The following is a 19,032-nucleotide window of genomic DNA, read 5'->3' on the forward strand; positions in this document are numbered from 1 at the left end:
TAAATTAAGATGCAAAAGCCCTGTTTTCTTTTTGAAAACAGGGCTTTTTTCTTTAATCAATATGGTAAACGAATTGGGTGAACAAGCGCTTAGAATAGATGAAGCTGTTAAACAGGTCATGCGCATCGCAGATTAGACTAACCTACTTGCTCTAAATGCAGCAATAGAAGCAGGCCGAGCTGGCAAACACGGTAAAGGATTCGCAGTAGTTGCTGATACGGTGCGCACATTAGCAGAAACATCCGCACGCAATGCAGCAGACATTGCAACTCAAATCGAAAGTATTCGCAATAAATCTACGACACTCAGCGAGACTGTTAATGAAAGTGCAAACACTGCGCTTGAAGAAGCAGAAAAAGGAAAAGCGATTACCGAAGAGTTAGTCAAAATGAAAGCTGACATGCAGTCACTTTATGAAGGCGCTTCGGTATTAGGTAAAGCGGCATCAGAAATGAATGTAGCAGCAATTGATGCACAAAAAGGTTCAGAATCAATCGCAGCGGCAGCTGAAGAGTTATCAGCATCAGTTGAAGAGATCAATCGTTCATCCACAGAAATCATGACCGCCATCGGTCAAATTTCACTGGGTGCCGAACAAGCATCTTCAGCAGTTGAACAAGCGGTAGCGGGCATCACACAAATCGAACAAGGTACTTCATTGGCACAAGAACGAGCCAACTAAGCGATAACTGTTGGTAGTAATATGCAATCGCTATTAACTGACAACAAAGTAAAGGTTGATGAGATGATCACTGCTATCAATCAAACACTTGAGACTGGCAAACAAAATTTAGAAGCCATCGACACTGTCGAACAGTTATCAAGAGAGATTGATAAAGTCAGCGAAGCAAGTGGTGTTGTGGCCATCAAAACTGCGATGCTTGCAGTCAACGGTGCGGTGGAAGCTGCACGAGCAGGCGAATTCGGAAAAGGCTTTGCGGTGGTGTCAGATGATATTCAAAACTTAGCCGATGACGCAGCTGAAAACGTTGAACAAATCAAAGATTTAGTCAAAGACATTCAAAACCAAGCCGTAAGAGTGCGTATGGATCTTGCCGACGTAGCCGATGCGTCTGCGCAAGAAGCACAACGAGCACAAAAAACAACGACAGACCTTGAGCAAGTTGATGCTGAAATGAAGTCATTAATAGATGATAGCAACGAGATTTTGGACGGCGTAAATGAAGTAGTGACAGCCGTTGATCAAGCAAAGAAAGGCATGGAGCAAATTGCTGCTGCCAATGAACAAGCCATTCACAGTGCTACTGAAGCATCAACTGCTTCATCGCAACAAGCTCAGGGTGCCGAAGAACTTGCCGCTGCCATTGAAGAAATCGCTTCAATTGCAGATGAATTGCAAAGCGCGTAAGCGTTTAACTTATCAGCTAGGAGTGAATTATGACTGATTCCACAGCGACCGATTCGTTAGACCAACAGGTAAACAATCAATACGTTACATTTCAAGTTACTAGTGAAGTATTTGGCTTTCCGATGGATCAAGTGTTGGAAATCATCCGCATACCAACCACGGTAGCGGTGCCGCTCACACCCGACACTTTAATTGGATTGGCTAATCTAAGAGGCGGTGTTTTACCCATTATTGATTTACGCAAACTATTAGAGTTTGAAAATAAAGCCCTGACCGAGCAATCACGTGTAGTGGTGGTGGATACAGGAGCTCAAACAGGTCGTGTTGGCTTGGTGGTCGATAGAGTTTTACAAGTAAAGACCGTCGATGATTCCGAAATAGATCGTTCATCGAAAGTAAAAAGCAGTGTTGATGAAGAAGTTGTTGATGGCGTTATTAAAGCTGGAGACGGAGAACAAGTAACTCAATTGCTAAACGTGCATGAAATCATCAAACAAAACTTTGCGTCAATGGTGTCTGAGCGAATTGCTGATGCCGTTCAAAGTAATACTAAGGTTTTACAAAATGAAGAAAAAGATGAGGATGACACGAGCAATCAACTGGTTAGTTTTCTAGTCGACGAGCAAGAATATGCATTTGATTTGATGGGTGTTGAAGAAATTGTCCGAGTTCCAGACAACATTGCAAGCATGCCCAAAACGGATGCACATGTGATGGGCTTAATTGAACTTAGAGGAAGGCTGCTTCCCTTGATCAGTTTAAGAAACTTGTTCGGACTAGAAAATGCGCCGTTATGTGAACAAAACAGAGTGGTCATTGTGAGTGTCGCTCGTCCTTCCGGCATAAAAGAATACGCAGGCTTTATTGTTGACCAAGTTCGTGAGGTGTTGCGCGTTACTGATGACGTATTGCAAGAAGTACCTGACATACTTAACAAGGGGATGGACGATGATATTGACAAAATTTGTAGGCTTGAAAATGGCAAGCGTCTAGTTTCGATAATTAATTCTGAAAATGTATTTGGGCATCAAGTCGTCAAAGAAGCGATGTCTGATGAAGAGCTAAAGGAGAGTCAAATGCAAGGTCAAGATACTCAATCAGAAGTCATTGATGACGAAGACAATAGTATTGAACAGCTCGTTGTTTTCTTGCTGAGTAAGCAAGAATATGCAGTGAGTATTGATCATGTACAAGAAATAACCCGTATCCCAGATCAAATGGACAAAGTGCCAAAAACACCGAAATTTATTGAGGGTGTAGTCAATTTAAGAGGCACTGTATTACCTGTTATTGATATGAGAACACGTTTCGGCATTGATAAGATGGACGGCAATGACCGTCAACGTATCGTGGTTTTGAATATTGCGGGTACCAAGACTGGTTTTGTAGTTGACAGTGTGGCGCAAGTACTCAGATTGCCAAAAGAGCAGATTGAAGACTCGCCCAACCTATCAGAAGAACAAAATAGAGTGATGGGTAAAGTGGTTAACCTGAAGAACGATAAGCGCATCATTCAAGTGTTAGAAGTCGATGAGTTGCTATCGAAGAAAGAAGTGAGTGCAATCGAAAAACAATCAGCCTAAGGAGCAATAATGCCAATGGCAAAAAAAGTTCTGGTAATTGAAGACTCAGCATTAATGAGAAAGCACCTTCGACGTATTCTCGAAGAAGGTGGATTTGAAGTTGAAGTTGCGCGCAATGGTCAAGAAGGGTTAGACAAAATCCCCGAATACAATCCAGATGTCGTGACACTCGACATCAATATGCCAGTCATGGATGGGATAACGTGTTTAAGTCTCATCATGAATAAATGCCCAAAGCCAGTAGTGATGGTGTCCTCACTTACTGAAAAAGGTGCACTTGTGACTTTTGAAGCCTTGGAACTAGGAGCAGTTGACTACGTGCCTAAGCCAGGTGGAACGGTTTCATTAAACATGGATCAATCTGCTGAAATACTGCTTAGCAAAGTAGGTGCTGCAGCAGAAATGAAAATTCGCAGCAGCACGCCTCTCCAGTCGAAACTCAGAGTTCGACGCGAAAGAGCAGAGGCAAGCACAAACAGAAAATCAGTCACGATGTTTTCAAGACGTCAAAACTGCCAGTTTCATGCCATTGTTATGGGTGTTTCGACTGGTGGCCCGGGTACACTGCAAGAAATATTGACCGCACTGCCTCAAGACTTTCCGATACCGATCATTGTCGCTCAACACATGCCTGCGCGCTTCACTCAAGTGTTTGCTGAAAGGCTTAATAAAATGTGCAACATCAATGTTACCGAAGTGAGTTCTCCCACAGAGTTATTACCAGGAAGCGTATATATCGGAAGAGGAGACGCAGATATCAAGGTAGTAAGCCGCAGTGGTAAACGCCTAGCTATTTCTGCACCAGCGGATGAATCGCATTTGTGGCACCCAAGCGTTGAACATTTAGTTAATTCAGCAGTGCAAATATACGGTGCATCAAAGGTCCTGTGTGTGCAATTGACTGGTATGGGACATGATGGCGCACAAGCTATGGCTGATGCTAAAAAAAATGGCGCATTAACAATCGCTGAATCTGAAGAAACCGCAGTTGTTTTTGGCATGCCAAGGGAACTCATTGAATTAAATGCTGCAGACAAAATTTTGCCAAAATATAAAATCGCCGATGCGTTAATAAACGCAGTCAAATAATCAACGAGCTTTTGATGCAAAAGAGCAAATTCAAGAACTTCAGGACTATATTGCAGCGCGTTCCTCAGACGAAAATGACCATTCAGGACGGGTGAAACAAGTACTAGAAGAAATTGACCAGCTTAAAGAATTAACAGGCTTGGTCAAAAACATCGCCGCTCAAACTAATTTACTGGCACTCAATGCGGCGATAGAAGCTGCGCGAGCGGGGGAGCATGGCCGAGGGTTTGCTGTGGTCGCAGACGAAGTAAGAACCCTGTCTGGGCAATCAGAAATGGCTGCAAACCATATCGATGAGGGTATTGAAAAAGCGATCAGTATGGTTCAAGAACAAATGACCCACATACTTGATCAAACAAATAGCGCTGTCGAGAATGAAAAGCTAAGTAAATTTGCTGAAGAGTTACATTCATTGTCTGAGACATACTCGTCGCTTGAAGCGCTCAATGAACGCATGCTAGAAAGAATGACTGTGGCAAATGTTTCAACAAAAGGAACGGTAGTTGAGAGCTTTGGTGCAGTTCAATTTCAGGATATCACTCGTCAGCGTCTAGAGCAGATTGCCAATGCTCACTCAATAGTAGACGAGCATCTTACCACAATTGAATCTTGTGTACTTAATCATAACTATCAAGCCTTGCCCGACAAAATCGATGTGAAAACACTAGAAAATGCATATGTGATGGAAGAGCAACGAAATACACACAATGAATTTTCGAGCAATGAAGCACATATTCAAAATGACAAAGTGAATTCGAATGTTGAATTGTATGAATCAGCCAATAAGAATAGTGCAAGTGGTGAAGTTAGAGAAAAACAAAACGAATCATCACAACCGGCTATTCAACTATTTTAAAAGCTAAGCGGAGTGCGCTAAACATTCCGCATTAATATTAAAGCCCGTCATCAAGACGCTTTATCAATCGCGTTGGCATAGCGATTAACAAAATCTGCATGGCTTGGAAGTTGTGCAACCGACTGCATCACTTGTGTTCGAATTGCATTCAAAAAACGAACCAGTTCATTGTCATCCATTTCCGCTGCAATATGATGATATTGTTGAGGGTACATTCCCTGCCCCATCAGTACTTGGGTCCAAGAATCAACACGAAAAATATCGCCATCATCCAAAAAGACACGGCCTGTTTCTTTAAACAAATCAAGCTTATGTCGCAGAGTATCAGGGATTTCCATTGCATTGCAGTGACGCCAAAACTCAGTATCTTGGCGATTAGTAACTTTGTAGTGCATGACAATAAAGTCGCGAATGCTGTTTAATTCACTGTCTAGCTTATTATTGTATTCGTCTACAGTCGATTGAGTAATACCCGAATAGGGGAAAAGCCTCATCAAACGAACCGCTGCGGTCATGATCAAATGAATACTCGTTGACTCAAGAGGTTCGATAAAACCTGAAGATAAACCAATTGCTACACAGTTTTTATTCCATCCTTTACGACGCCTACCGGTCAGAAAATTAATCTGTCTAGGTTCATTTATCATTTTACCAGTAACAGACGTTCTTAATTTCTCTGTCGCTTGATCAATATCCATAAAACTATTGCAAAACACAAGACCATTTCCCATGCGATGTTGCAGCGGAATACGCCATTGCCAACCTGCCTCATGAGCAATAGACTTTGTATAGGGTATTGGTTGTTTGGTGTTTTGGGTTTGTACTGTCACTGCTGTATTACATGGTAACCAGTGTGACCAATCGTCATATCCAGTATGCAGAGCCTGTTCAATCAACAGCCCTCTAAACCCGGTGCAGTCAATAAATAAATCGCCTTCAATGATAGCGCCACTTTCTAAGGCTAAAGCAGAAATAAAGCCGTTTTGTGGATGCTTTTGCACATACTTTATTTTGCCTTCGACTCGTTTAGCGCCCAGTGCTTCACTGAACTTGCGCAAATATTTCGCATAGGCAGTCGCATCTAAATGATATGCAAAATTTATCGCTTGCTGATTTGAAATACCAAACTTGTTTTGTTTTGCAGCTTGTAACTCAAAACAGTAATCGCCAAAATCATGAGTAATTCCTTTTTCTAAGCCTCGCAGCCAAAAATGATGAAATTCACCGGCCCAACACTCTTTGCCAGTCATCCCAAAAGAATGAATGTAACTATGCTCATTCTCGCGCCAATTTGAAAACTCAATCCCAAGTTTAAACGTCGCGTTTGTTTCGCGGATAAATTCTTGTTCGTTAATACCTAACAGTTTATGCAGTGTTCGAATCGGTGGAATTGTTGCTTCCCCCACACCCACAGTGGCTATATTGTCAGATTCAACCAGTGTGACATCAATATTCTTACCAATTAGTTTTGATAAACACGCAGCGGTCATCCACCCTGCCGTTCCACCACCGGCAATAACGACACGCTTAACACTTTGAGGATTAGATTGATATTGATTCATACTACGCAACCTTTGATTTAATGTGTGTTACTAATTCACGATTACCCGGCAAGGCTTGAATAAACCGCGATTGATTTTCTCTGTTTTGCTGAAACAAACGTTGAGCTTGTTGTTGTTGCGCTAAACTTAGCGTTTTGCTCACTTTAGGTATAAAACCCAAGCCATACAACACGTATTGGTAACTCGCCGACGGAAACACCTCCTCATTTTGAGTTAAATCGTGACGATTTGGCGCTTGATATTGCCAGATTTGCAATAATTGTTTAAGCGAGTTTGGCGTACTTTGGTCATCTCTTGCATCTACCCAATAGGGTTCATCACGAGTATTAAACAAATAGTGAAGCTTAAGAAAGTCAACGACGCGTTGCCAACGGTAAGTAAATCTATTGTTAAAACGCTCACTTAGCATTGTCATGTGATTATGATCAACTGGAAATTCTTCGGTTAACATCGTTAGCGACAACTCTACCATAGCAAGGGCAGATGCCTCTAACGGTTCAAAAAAGCCCGCTGACATCCCCACTGCAAGACAGTTTTTCACCCAAAACTGCTTTCGATACCCTGGCGTAAACGAGATTTTTCGAACATCCACACTTTGGGCTAATCTATCGTTACTTGTTTTTCGAATGTAATCTCTTAGCACCTGCTCAGCTTGTTCGTCAGTGCTATGACGACTAGAGTATGTGTACCCTACTCCTCTTCGAGTTTGCAAACCTATATCCCATGTCCACCCTGCCTCTTGAGCAGTTGCCACGGTTGCAGATTCAATCTGCTCGTTATCATCAGAATAAGGAAGGTGAGTCGCAAGCGCTGAGTCATTGAACAAAACATCATCGCATCGTTGAAACTCTACTCCATAATGCTTATCAATTAACAAGCTATGCATGCCCGAGCAGTCAATAACAAGATCTAAATGAAGCTCATCATGCTTGGCCAGCACTAGCGAAGTAATATTGTTATTGTCGTCAGTATTAACCCCGATAACGTCATCGCAAATATAGTTGACGTTTAATTTATCGGTACAATGGTCTTTAAGTAATTCGGCAAATTTGCTCGCATCAAGATGATACCCATAATTTGTTACCCCCGCATAATCTGGCGTTGCGAATTGTTTTGGTGCTTTTTTATGATCACACACACAACTTTGTACACTCACAAAGTCTGCAAAAGGCATTTCAGGGGCTAGCGATTGCCAATGCGTATGTAAATCACATTCGTAATAACCTGGTGGCGTGATAAAAGGATGATAATAGCTATCTTGAATACTCCCATCACGCCAACCTTTAAATTGAGACCCTTGTTTAAGGCTGACGTTGCAGCTTTTAATAAACTCACGCTCGTTGATACCAATTTGCTGAAGAGTGTTACGCATAGAAGGCCAAGTTCCTTCTCCAACCCCCAGTGTCTTAATATTAGGAGATTCAATAAGCGTTATCTTGGGTGTTGAGTTTGAGTATTTATGCTTATTTGCGGCTATCATTCCAGCAGATAACCACCCAGCCGTTCCACCCCCCACAATTACGACATGCTCAATCAAGTCTAATCTCCTATATTTAATTTGGATATGCTAACACTTTATTCTGATGTGTAGAGCCCTAAACGCATTAAAGAAATAAAAGAAAAAGCCCAGTAAAACCGTCAATACGGGAACAAGTACTGACGCTTTCAGCTAGGCTTTTTGTTTTATAAAGCAACGTTCACACTCGCTGCTTTACTTTAGGGGCGTTGCCGCGCAGCTCACACATAAACTAAGCGGCAACTAGGACACAACCTCTTAAAAACGGTATCTTGCACCTACAGCGTATCGAGCACCTAGCTGATCAAGCGTCCATAATAAACGCTCTGAACGACCATGGCGACGTTGGTTTTCTTCGGTGATGTTTATACCTTCGAAGAATACAGTTAGGTCTTCATTAACGTCATAAGATACGTTGAAATCAATTTGTGACGTTGCTTCAGTAAAGCCTGGTTCATTTCTAAACGCAGTCGCTGTATCAAGGAATTTATCGCGCCAGTTGTATGCGATTCTCGCTTGAATACCTTCTTTTTCGTACATCAAAACAAGGTTTGCAGTATCACTTAACCCAACTAAAGCAAACTGAGTCACTGAAGGATCCGCAGCCAAATCAAACTCAGCGCCACTGTCTACAGCAGTATAGTTTGCCTGAACACCAAAGCCGGTATCTGCAAAGAAATGCTGAGCAGCAATCTCGATACCCTTAATTGTTTCAGATTGGTTGTTAACTGGTTTTGCAACGGTAAACTCTAGCAAAGGATCATCTGCGTTCGGAAGAATATCAAAGCGAGCTTCAAATTCTTCAATCGAAAGTGAATCAAATGCAATGCCATTTTCCATCGCAGCAACCATGTTGAACAAGTTTGTATCATTCACGGATATGCCTAAACGATTTAATTCAGCAAGTGCGGCTTGAGCACGAGGTCCAGCTGTCGCATCACGTAGGCCAAAGACATTTTCAATTACTTGGTCATTACCGATAAAGTTTTTAACACGCTTTTGGAAATACCCAGCAGAAATATAACTGGTATCATCAAAGTAATATTCTAGTGACAAATCAAAATTATCTGACTCAAACGGAACTAATGCAGGGTTACCAGAACTAGCCGTCGCGGTTGCATTACCCGCTGTTAACGTTGGGCCACTCGGAGAACCAACAGATGCAGCGGCACTTAGGTTATTATAGCTAGCACGTGCGATAGTTTTACTGTAAGAAAAACGAGCAATCAAGTTGTCTTTGATCTCGATATCAAAGTCTAAACTCGGCAAGAAGTGATCGTAATCTGCTTCAACTGAAACATCTTCTAGCTGATCACCGAACCTAACATTGAAGTCATTGTTACCTTCCCATGCAATACCGCTTGGTAACGAGATATTTGCGATAGAAGTCACGTCTGTTGTTTCATAGCGGAAGCCTGTAAGTAGGTTATATGGCATATCCCCTATCTCACCTTGCCAGTCTAATTCAACGAACGCCGCCGTAATATCTTCTTTAATTGTTCGGTTAGTAGCAAATGGATTATTAGCTTCAAAGGCAAAGCCATAGGCTTGCGCAGCAAAACGACCAATATCTGCAGCTCGCGCGGTAATACCCTGAGCAAAAATACCTGATGTATTAAAATCATCAAATGCACTTGCAAAGTTAAAGAGTTCGGTTACGCCTGCGGGTAATTCACCCGGGTTTTCTATCCCCCAGTTACCCATCGTCTGACGTGTCAAAGACTGTAATGATGTGCTTTCCATTGAACGCGATTCGATACCAAAATTAATGCCACCGTCTTCTAGCTCGTATCGACCTTCAGCTCTAATTTGAGTAATGTCAGTTTCTTGCTGATTAAAGTTCATGTCTAGGATTGAAGTACCAATATCGTTTTGGTCAAGCGCACCATTCGGATTTAAATTACCGCGAGCTTCATCGTCAAACTGCACGGTCATAATTGGGAAGTCACCTCTAAAGTCAACGCCTTGTGCCGCTGAGATATTAGCGCCTAACCCAGCATTAACCCAAGTACCGTAAGGTGCATTTGGACGCCCTTCAGCTGATGAATCATGCACATCAAGCTCAAACGACAAATCATCGCTTGCTATATATTTAACATTAAAACCAATGGATTTGTTTTCGTTGATTTGGTTTTGCTCTTGAACCGCTAAGCCCAAATCACGAGGTAGTAAATCACGGCGTTCTTGTTGAATCAGCACGGGCGCAGCAACATTTGGATTATCATCAAATGTTAACTCAGTGAAGTATGAATCATCCATCCAAATCGATTGTTCTGCCCGAGCTTGAAAGATATCTTGCTTCGAATATGTATAGTCTAAGGTTGCTTCTAAGTCATCACTTGGAGCAAATTGAACAGTTAATTGGGCATTGGTTCGCGTTCTTTCATGATCTGATTGCGCATATCGAAGATCTGAGGGAATCGCAAATAAAGCGCCAAGAGCAGGTGCGTTGTTTACTACAACAGCGGGTCCTGAAGCAGGGTTATTTGCAACATCTGGCGATTGAGGAATTGAGCCATCATATGGGTTCACACGCCACTGATTGACAAATGCGCGAGTAGAACCACTGTTGCGTTCTTGAACCGAACCGGTAAATGTGACACCAAATGTACGATCTTCATCTAAAAAGTTAATGAATGCAGATAACTCTGGTGTTACATCATCACCCACTCGATTTGTAGTGTCATGTAATGCTTTTGCGCCTATTGAGGCAACAACACCGGTTTCATTTGCATCAAAAGGTCGCGCAGTACGAATATCAACTGTCGCACCAATACCGCCTGAAGCAATACTCGCTTTACCCGTCTTAAAAACTGAAACTGAGCGAACGCTTTCAGACGCTAGATCTGCAAAATCAAACGCACGCGAATTTGGTGTGCCACCACCACCTGGAATAGACGCTGCAGGCATGGTTCGTCCATTTAATGTAACCATGTTGAAGCCAGGACCAAGACCACGCACTGTAATTTTACTGCCTTCTCCGTTGCTTCTATCAATAGAAACACCTGTTATTCTTTGCAGTGACTCAGCTAAATTTGTATCTGGAAATTTACCAATATCTTCTGCTGAAATAGCATCTACTACACCACGTGAGTCACGTTTGATGCCCATTGATTCTTGAATACTTGCTCTAATCCCAGAAACTTGAATGACCTCAATAGTTGAATCATCGTTTGTTTGTGCCATTGCGGTTGGCGCTAACATGGCAGCACCAAGCGCTAGCGATAAACTAGTCGCCAGTTTGGTTTTGTTAAAGTTTTGACGTGTATTTTTCATGTTTCCCTCGTTTCAGTTTGTGGCCAACTGATGTCCCGAATAATTGTGTGTGCACCTTTTGGCATGAAAGCGCTTTCATAAAACCCAAAATAAAAAGATTGCTGAAAGCGCTTACAAAAATGTAAACGATTTCAGTTATATTGGTCAACAGTTTTTTTACAAATATTTTACAAAAACATGCTTTTTGTTTTAATTTTCAATATCTTAGTTATTTTTTATTGTAATTGAGACGCTTTAGGACAAAGCCAACTTAGGGGCTTTCTTTTGTTTTGCTGGTTTGTTTCGGTATTTAATTCTTGTAGGATTAAGAAAAATTTAATTAGAAACAGGTATATGCAGTCTTTCGATAAAAAAATTACCAGTAAGCGAGAATTCAATACTAAAGATAGAACGCTTGAATCGCTTACGTTTGATTATGAAAGCGACCGAGGAAGAATTATTAACAGCGCTGCGGTTAGAAGGCTTCAACAAAAAACTCAGGTCTTTCCGCTTGAGCGCAATGCTGCAGTTAGAAGTCGTCTGACACACTCTTTGGAAGTACAACAAACGGGTCGATTTATTGTACAAACTATATTTAAGATGCTTCGACAGCAAGATAAACTTCGTGAATCTGGTTTATATGGCTATGACAGACACATTGAAAGCCTCGTAGAGATGTCGTGTTTAATGCATGATATTGGCAACCCGCCTTTTGGACACTTTGGCGAACAGGCTATTAACGACTGGTTTGAAAACAATATCGACGAATTACATCATTTTGAAGACAGCGCGTTACGAAACGATATTTGTGGCTTTGAAGGCAATGCACAAGCTATCAGAATTATTCACAGCCTATTGCAACTCAATCTTACCTATACTCAAGTTGCAGGGGTGATGAAATACACTCGCTGCGGCACTTCAGTGAAACCCGATAAGGATGATGAACTCAGTTATCTCAAAAAGAAAGTAGGTTATTACTTTAGTGAAAAAGCCTATGTGTCAGAACTGTGCGATCATTTATACATTAATGAGGGGCATCGCCACCCGCTTTCTTACATCATGGAAGCAGCTGATGATATCAGTTACTGCTTAGCGGATTTAGAAGATGCAGTAGAAAAAGATATTATAAGCGTCACTCAACTCGTCGAAGCGCTAAACCAAGAATTCAATGATGTTTGTAGAGAATTTGGGCTTGCAGATGGTTCAATCAATATGAATAATTTTACCGAGCAAGCACTCAATTCAATCTCCAATGATACAATTTCTGCCAGCAGTCAATTTTTCATTGTCATGCGTGTAAAGTGCATACATCCCTTGGTCAAGCACTCTGCTTCTAGGTTTATCGACAATTTAGAAAGGTGCTACGAAGGCAGTTTGAATCAAGCCTTATTAGAAGATCGATCACACGCTCATGCGCTCTCAGAATCATTTAAAAGAGTGGCGATAAAACATGCGTTTTGTCACAAAGAAGTAGAAGCAATGGAGTTACAAGGTTACCGAATAATCAGTGGCTTACTCGACTGCTACAAGCCAATATTGCAGCTTTCACGTAGCAAATTTGAAGCAGTGCAGAAAAAACAAAAAGGTGCTCCTTTAATTGCTAGTCGAATGTTTAAAAAACTGCCAAACAAGCACGTTAAGGCATATCAAAAAGCAATTACCGCTCAAACTAGCGATGAGTTAGAGTTTTATTTCCGATGTCGTTTGATTCAGGATAATATCAGCGGCATGACCGACCAGTTTGCTCATGACGAATACAAACATATGTTCGTGAGTAATTAATGTCCCCTTGTTGAACAGCATTTTTTAAGGTACCCAAAAACTATATGAACCGCTCTTATATCATCGCATTTACTTGCGTATTTGTCTTATTTGTTTGGATGCTGAGTGGTGTGTTTGGCGATTCATCAACTGCGAGCAGCGCCGAAGAAGTCAGTAATGAGCTATTTGCTGTCAAAGTTGAAAATCGACGAGCGCAATTGACGCCATTTTTTATTCATGTCCAAGGACAGTCCGTTGCTAATCGGGAAATATCCTTAAAGGCCCAAATTGAAGGAGAAGTAACAGAACTCCCTATCAAAGAAGGAACATTTGTCAGTATAGATCAAACCATTGCTAGACTTGATTTACAAGATTTTCAAGCGCAACTTGACGAACAAAATGCCTTGCTCGCTGCACGTGAACTAGAATATGAAAGACTAAATAAATTATCCAAGCAACAATACCAAGCTCAAAGCGCACTAGAGCAAGCTTATGCAAGTGTACAATCATCAAAGGCCTCGATTGCACGAATAAAGCTTGCAATATCACATACACAAGTAAATGCGCCTTTTTCAGGGTTTATTCAGTCAATCAATCTTGAACTTGGCGATTTTGTTAAGTCTGGGGATACTATTGCTTCGCTGATCGACACCCAAACATTGATTATTGAAGCCCAAGTTGCCCAACAACAAGTGAATGACCTTATGCTTGGTATGGATGCACAAATTGAACTAGCATCAGGCGAAAATGTAGTCGGGAAAGTACGCTATATTGCGCCAAAAGCCGATCCGCAAACTAGGACATTTAAAGTTGAAGTTGCTGTGAATAATCGTGAACAAGCACTTCGGGCTGGCGTCAGTGCCACGGTAAAACTTTTAGCTTCACAAAAAACAACGCATTATTTGACCCCTTCCCTATTTGTTTTAGGTGGAAATGGTGAAATTGGTGTGCGAGCCGTTTCTGAACAAGACATAGTCGAATTTTACCCAGTAGACATTGTGCAATCTGATAGTAAAGGCGCGTATGTTGTCGGGCTGCCCGAAGACTTAAGATTGATTGTGTCTGGACAAGGTTTTGTAAAAGCCGGCGTAAAAGTAAAAGCCATTTTATCCGATACTCAAGTTGCGAAATAGCCAATGAATCAAATAATTGACGCCGCATTTGCACGACAACGCTCTGTTGCTTTAGTGTTTTTGGTATTGGTAGTGGCTGGGTTTGGCGCCTACATAAATATCCCCAAAGAAGCTGAACCTGATATCGCTATTCCCATCATCTATGCTTCAGTGAATTATGAAGGTATTGCACCTCAAGATGCTGAAAGATTGCTTGTAAGACCATTGGAAAAAGAACTCAAAAGTATCGAAGGCTTAAAGGAAATGCGGTCGACGGCTGCACAAGGCTTTGGCTCAGTTACGTTGGAATTTGACGCCGGATTTGATGCTGATAAAGCCTTATTAGATGTACGAGAAAAAGTCGACCTTGCAAAAGCTGAGCTTCCACCAGGTAGCGACGAGCCAAGAGTCACCGAGGTTAACGTTTCTTTGTTTCCCGTGCTCACTGTTGTGCTCTCAGGTCCCGTTCCCGAGCGCACACTCTTAAACATTGCGCAAAGACTTAAATTAGAAATTGAATCTTTATCGGGTGTGCTTGAAGTAGATATCGGCGGCGATAGAGAAGAGTTACTTGAAGTACTCATCGATCCGCAAGCGCTAGAGACGTATAACTTATCATTTACTGAAGTCCTAAACTTCGTTAGCGCAAACAATAGACTCGTTGCTGCGGGCGCCATTGATGACCAAGCAGGACGAATGGTATTCAAAGTGCCGGGCGTTATTGAAAACCTGCAAGACCTAGCATCATTACCTGTAAAAAAGGTCGGTAATATCATCGTAACCTTTGACGATGTTGCGTCAATTAGAAGAAGCTTCAAGGACCCTAATAGCTTGGCGCGCATTCAAGGAGAAAACGCATTAGCACTTGAAGTATCCAAGCGCACAGGTGCCAATATTATCGAGACGATCGCTCAAGTTCGCGCAATCGTAGAACAAGCAAAAGCAGAATTTCCAAGTACTTTAGAAGTGCGTTATTTGCAGGATAAATCTGAACAAATCAAAACGATGCTGGGCGACCTTGAAAACAATGTGATCAGTGCAATTGTGCTAGTGATGATTGTGATCATTGCTGTTTTAGGCTTTCGCCCTAGCCTGTTAATCGGCGCTGCGATCCCAGGCTCGTTTTTAGCGGCAATGGTGGTCATTTACTTTTTTGGTATGACGCTTAACATCGTTGTCTTATTTAGCCTAATCTTAGTAGTTGGTATGCTGGTTGATGGTGCAATTGTGACGATTGAACTCGCAGACCGAAAGCTGGATGAAGGAGAGTCGGCTAAAACAGCATTCGCCAGCGCATCAAAACGCATGGCATGGCCGATAATTGCTTCCACAGCAACAACACTTGCTGTATTTTTTCCTCTATTGGTATGGCCCGGTTTAGTTGGTGAATTTATGAAATTCATGCCCTTAACCGTGATTATTACGCTGCTAGCCTCACTACTAATGGCTCTTATATTTATTCCCGTTTTAGGCAGCCTAATTGTAAAAAGGAAAGCCAACAAACAAACAAATGAATCAAAATCCATCAAGGCAGCAGAAGATGGCAATCTTGAGGACATTTCTGGGTGGGTTGCGCATTACTTATCCGTGTTAAATACCGTATTAAATCACCCTGCAAAAACGGCGATGGGGGCACTTGCTGCGTTGTTTGTTGCCTACACTTCTTATATATTTTTCGGAAAAGGTTTGGAGTTTTTCCCCAGTGTTGAACCTGAATTTTTACAGGTACAAGTTCAAGCGAGAGGCGACCTTTCAATACACGAACGCGATGCATTAGTGGCAGAGGTTGAGCACACTTTGTTGAACTTAGACCACCTCAAATCTGTGTACACACGCACCTTAGGCGGAGGTTCTCAATCTCAAGATGACATTCCCGAAGATGTAATTGGCATTATTCAGTTAGAATTGACTGACTGGCAGGTTCGCCCTACTGCAAAAGAGCTAAGCAAAGTAATCAGGGATAAAACAGCACACATCCCAGGTATCAAGATACAAATTAGAGAACCTGATTCAGGGCCTTCCACTGGTAAACCTATCCAACTGAACGTGAGTTCGCAAGGCACTAGTAATATTGTTGAAGGTGTTGAGCATATGTTGGGGATAATGAGTTCAATTGATGGCTTTGTTGATATTGAAGATAGCCGCCCCTTGCCAAGTATAGAATGGCGACTCATTGTCAACCGAGAACGAGCAGCTGTTTTTGGCGTCGACGTAACCTTGCTTGGAAATACTGTTACCCTAATTACCAATGGCGCCTTGCTGGCCGAATACAGGCCAGATGACGCAGAAGAAGAAGTTGAAATTAGACTAAGGTTCCCGCCTGAGTATCGCAATATTGAACAGCTTTATAAACTGAGGATTCCATCTGCAAATGGAGCGGTACCTATTTCTAACTTTGTGACAATAGAACCCGCTGCAAAAGTGGGTGTACTCAAGCGCACAGATGGCACGCGTTCCCTATCGATAAAAGCTAATATCAAAGAAGGCATGCTGGCAGACGACTTAGTGAAGCAAGTTAAACAAGCCTTGTCAGAAAACCCATTGCCGCAAGGTATCTTTTTGAACTTCAAAGGACAGGATGAGGACACCCAACAAGCGATTGTATTTTTAAGTACAGCCTTTATTGGCTCGATATTCTTCATGTTAATTATTTTACTCACTCAGTTTAATAGCTTCTATCAAGCGTTTGTCGTGCTCAGTGCAATCGTATTTTCTACTGCTGGTGTACTCCTTGGACTACTGGTTTCTAATGAGGCTTTCGGGGTCGTGATGAGCGGCCTTGGCGTGATTGCTTTAGCAGGCATTGTTGTCAATAACAATATCGTGTTAATTGATACGTTCAACGATCTAAAGTCTCGGTCACAAACCATCAAAGAAGCAATATTAAGAACGGCTGCTCAGCGTATTAGACCTGTGCTGCTAACTTCAGTTACCACCATATTAGGTTTGATTCCCATGGTATTTGCATTGACGATAGATATTGTAGATAGAAATATTACTGTTGGCGCACCTTCAGCTCAATGGTGGACCGCCTTAGCCAGCACTATCGCAGGAGGGTTAACATTCGCAACTATTTTAACTCTTTTGTTAACGCCAGCACTGTTAATGTTGGGTGAAAACTTGCGACAAAAATTGAGGCGTAGTTAAATTTGCTTCTCGTGTTTGTATCAATGCCTTGCATCGAAATACAATTGGAGCTATCCTGCTGTTGCTGGTTGTTTTTTAAACAGCCTAAAGGAGCGTGCTAAGAACGGATAAACACAACGATGTGATATAAAAACAACAGAGCTAAGCTCGGGCATCCATCATGAAAACCAACTATTCGTTTGATACCTTAATTATACTGCTGATAAGCGGCACAATTAGCGCATGCCTAATACCTTTTTGCATATTAAGGCTTATGCAGCAAGACTACCCAATAGCATTGCTTAACATTACCGCTACCCTCGTGACACTAACCGTATTTGTTCAAGTCTTTTTAACGAAAAAAACCAGTTTTGCGCGTTGGATGCTTTCAGTTTTGAGTGCGATGACGCTGTTGGGAACGATTTACCTAAAGGGTGCGGACCAATTGTTTTGGGCTTATCCAACTCTGGCCACAATCTTTTATATGCTAAGTGCTCATATTGCAGCACTGGTTGCTGGTATTATATTGGCAGTAGTGATTGTCTTCGTCTATTCAGTGTTGGCTCCCATACATTTGAGCACTGCAATTGCCACGCTTATTCTCACCTATGCCTTCGCTTATGCATTTTCAGTAAAAATGCAACGTAAAAACCATCAACTTAGAAATAGTGCATTTACTGACTCATTAACTTCACTTGGCAATAGAAGAGCGCTCGATGAACGATTACAGGTTATCGAAGAGACTCGAAAAAAACAGCCGATTGAATACTGTTTGTTAGTCATCGACATTGATTTTTTTAAATCTATAAACGATGAATTTGGTCATGTAACGGGTGATCAAGTATTAAGCGCATTTGCAAATGTATTGAAGCTGGGCATTCGAGGTAAAGATGAAGCCTTTCGTTACGGTGGCGAAGAATTTGTAATCATTCTTGAAAAAACAGAGCTTTTAAATGGCGTAACCATCTCTCAAAATTTACTAAAAGATATTGAAGCGTCTAATTGGCCGCATATTAACGACAAAGTCATCACTGCGTCAGGCGGTATAGCACAGCTAAATGAATCCGAAACGATCGCCCAATGGATAGCAAGAGCAGATAAAGCGCTCTATCAGGCAAAAGACTGTGGGCGCAATAACGTAATTGCGGCCCAATGCAATTTTAAAATTCAAAACCCATTCAAAATAGTTTCTTCATAGTCATTGTGATCGAGCCTTACGTTGAACTTTACGGCTAATCTATCAAGCTCTGCTTGATCAATAGCTAGTTGGTCCATAATGATCGTATTGTCATCTAATTCCCATAAAAGCCTTGAACCTGCATAGCTATAGTTAATTGCAACCATTGCATTAACGTCACCTTTTGCAGCCGCCTCTTTTAATTTACGCATTTTACGGGTGAGTTTATTAAGTGTTTGTTTGAGTTCCCAAACATAAGTCACTTCTTTCATAAACGGGTGTGTACGGTATTTATTGAGTGTGAAACCAATCGCAATAGCAGACACGATGACGCCGGTTAAATTCCAATGAAAATGACTGCCTGAAGGATCGGGGTAAAGTGCAATTAACAATTGAGAAAGACCTAAACTGGAAGAAGCAAATACGACAATACAAACCACAATAACAACATTGAGATGCTTGCGATATCTAGCCTTATCAATTTCAATTAACTTCATAGCTTGTATGTCTGCCTTTAAAAGGTGCTTGTTATCAGAAATTAAGCTTGCAGTCTAACTTAAAACTCTTGAGTATGGAGGACAACTTGCAAAACTATTTCAAGATTTTAAGATCGCTGTGACATTTTA

At 41.6% G+C, this 19,032-nt stretch carries 12 protein-coding genes and 1 pseudogene; 9 read left to right on the forward strand and 4 right to left on the reverse strand.

Annotation, left to right across the window (positions count from 1 at the left end; translation table 11 throughout):
* Window positions 1-148: 148 nt before the first annotated feature.
* The 5 genes and pseudogenes from KUL10_RS16210 to KUL10_RS18900 all read left to right on the forward strand — a co-directional run.
* Window positions 149-682, forward strand: a pseudogene (locus tag KUL10_RS16210) (methyl-accepting chemotaxis protein); the annotation flags it as partial.
* A 21-nt stretch (window positions 683-703) separates the two neighbouring features.
* Entirely contained in the window at window positions 704-1,369 is a 666-nt protein-coding gene (locus KUL10_RS16215) for a methyl-accepting chemotaxis protein (RefSeq protein WP_110430000.1), read from the forward strand.
* Between the two features lie 29 nt (window positions 1,370-1,398).
* Entirely contained in the window at window positions 1,399-2,952 is a 1,554-nt protein-coding gene (locus tag KUL10_RS16220) for a chemotaxis protein CheW (RefSeq protein ID WP_110430001.1), read from the forward strand.
* A gap of 15 nt (window positions 2,953-2,967) precedes the next feature.
* Window positions 2,968-4,041, forward strand: a complete 1,074-nt coding sequence (gene cheB / locus KUL10_RS16225) for a chemotaxis-specific protein-glutamate methyltransferase CheB (RefSeq protein ID WP_110430060.1) — start codon at window positions 2,968-2,970, stop codon at window positions 4,039-4,041.
* Window positions 4,042-4,090: 49 nt separating this feature from the next.
* The gene (locus tag KUL10_RS18900) at window positions 4,091-4,897 is read left to right on the forward strand and encodes a methyl-accepting chemotaxis protein (protein WP_373415195.1); all 807 of its coding nucleotides are present in this window, start codon (window positions 4,091-4,093) and stop codon (window positions 4,895-4,897) included.
* A gap of 50 nt (window positions 4,898-4,947) precedes the next feature.
* On the opposite strand, the gene KUL10_RS16235 is transcribed toward KUL10_RS18900, so the two are convergent.
* The 3 genes from KUL10_RS16235 to KUL10_RS16245 all read right to left on the reverse strand — a co-directional run bounded on the left by KUL10_RS16235 (window position 4,948) and on the right by KUL10_RS16245 (window position 11,251).
* The gene (locus KUL10_RS16235) at window positions 4,948-6,459 is read right to left on the reverse strand and encodes a tryptophan halogenase family protein (protein WP_110430003.1); all 1,512 of its coding nucleotides are present in this window, start codon (window positions 6,457-6,459) and stop codon (window positions 4,948-4,950) included.
* Between the two features lies 1 nt (window position 6,460).
* On the reverse strand, window positions 6,461-7,996 hold the full coding sequence (locus KUL10_RS16240; protein ID WP_255417700.1) for a tryptophan halogenase family protein: 1,536 nt from the start codon (window positions 7,994-7,996) through the stop codon (window positions 6,461-6,463).
* A 237-nt stretch (window positions 7,997-8,233) separates the two neighbouring features.
* A complete protein-coding gene (locus KUL10_RS16245) occupies window positions 8,234-11,251 on the reverse strand; it encodes a TonB-dependent receptor (protein ID WP_110430004.1) in 3,018 nt (1,005 codons plus the stop codon).
* 333 nt (window positions 11,252-11,584) lie between these two features.
* On the opposite strand from KUL10_RS16245, the gene dgt reads away from it, so the two are divergent.
* From dgt to KUL10_RS16265, 4 genes are all read left to right on the forward strand, one after another.
* Entirely contained in the window at window positions 11,585-13,012 is a 1,428-nt protein-coding gene (dgt, locus tag KUL10_RS16250) for a dGTPase (protein WP_110430005.1), read from the forward strand.
* A gap of 44 nt (window positions 13,013-13,056) precedes the next feature.
* Window positions 13,057-14,124 (forward strand): efflux RND transporter periplasmic adaptor subunit, encoded by a 1,068-nt coding sequence (locus KUL10_RS16255; protein WP_110430006.1) that lies wholly within the window; start codon window positions 13,057-13,059, stop codon window positions 14,122-14,124.
* Window positions 14,125-14,127: 3 nt separating this feature from the next.
* Window positions 14,128-17,250 carry an efflux RND transporter permease subunit gene (locus KUL10_RS16260; protein ID WP_110430007.1) on the forward strand — a complete coding sequence of 1,041 codons (3,123 nt, stop codon included), beginning with the start codon at window positions 14,128-14,130 and terminating at the stop codon, window positions 17,248-17,250.
* Between the two features lie 160 nt (window positions 17,251-17,410).
* A complete protein-coding gene (locus KUL10_RS16265) occupies window positions 17,411-18,427 on the forward strand; it encodes a GGDEF domain-containing protein (RefSeq protein WP_110430008.1) in 1,017 nt (338 codons plus the stop codon).
* On the opposite strand, the gene KUL10_RS16270 is transcribed toward KUL10_RS16265, so the two are convergent.
* On the reverse strand, window positions 18,397-18,903 hold the full coding sequence (locus KUL10_RS16270; protein ID WP_110430009.1) for a DUF3087 domain-containing protein: 507 nt from the start codon (window positions 18,901-18,903) through the stop codon (window positions 18,397-18,399). The genes KUL10_RS16265 and KUL10_RS16270 overlap by 31 nt on opposite strands.
* Between the last annotated feature and the right edge of the window lie 129 nt (window positions 18,904-19,032).

Origin of the sequence: Glaciecola sp. KUL10, from assembly GCF_003203515.1 — a bacterium.
Taxonomy (GTDB): domain Bacteria; phylum Pseudomonadota; class Gammaproteobacteria; order Enterobacterales; family Alteromonadaceae; genus Glaciecola.

Bases quoted from the DNA above. Each gene is read 5' to 3' on its own strand.
- KUL10_RS16270 (WP_110430009.1), bottom strand. From the start codon at position 18,903: ATGAAGTTAATTGAAATTGATAAGGCTAGATATCGCAAGCATCTCAAT.
- cheB (WP_110430060.1), top strand. From the start codon at position 2,968: ATGGCAAAAAAAGTTCTGGTAATTGAAGACTCAGCATTAATGAGAAAG.
- KUL10_RS16220 (WP_110430001.1), top strand. From the start codon at position 1,399: ATGACTGATTCCACAGCGACCGATTCGTTAGACCAACAGGTAAACAAT.
- KUL10_RS16260 (WP_110430007.1), top strand. From the start codon at position 14,128: ATGAATCAAATAATTGACGCCGCATTTGCACGACAACGCTCTGTTGCT.
- dgt (WP_110430005.1), top strand. From the start codon at position 11,585: ATGCAGTCTTTCGATAAAAAAATTACCAGTAAGCGAGAATTCAATACT.
- KUL10_RS16255 (WP_110430006.1), top strand. From the start codon at position 13,057: ATGAACCGCTCTTATATCATCGCATTTACTTGCGTATTTGTCTTATTT.
- KUL10_RS16265 (WP_110430008.1), top strand. From the start codon at position 17,411: ATGAAAACCAACTATTCGTTTGATACCTTAATTATACTGCTGATAAGC.
- KUL10_RS16235 (WP_110430003.1), bottom strand. From the start codon at position 6,459: ATGAATCAATATCAATCTAATCCTCAAAGTGTTAAGCGTGTCGTTATT.
- KUL10_RS16215 (WP_110430000.1), top strand. From the start codon at position 704: ATGCAATCGCTATTAACTGACAACAAAGTAAAGGTTGATGAGATGATC.
- KUL10_RS16245 (WP_110430004.1), bottom strand. From the start codon at position 11,251: ATGAAAAATACACGTCAAAACTTTAACAAAACCAAACTGGCGACTAGT.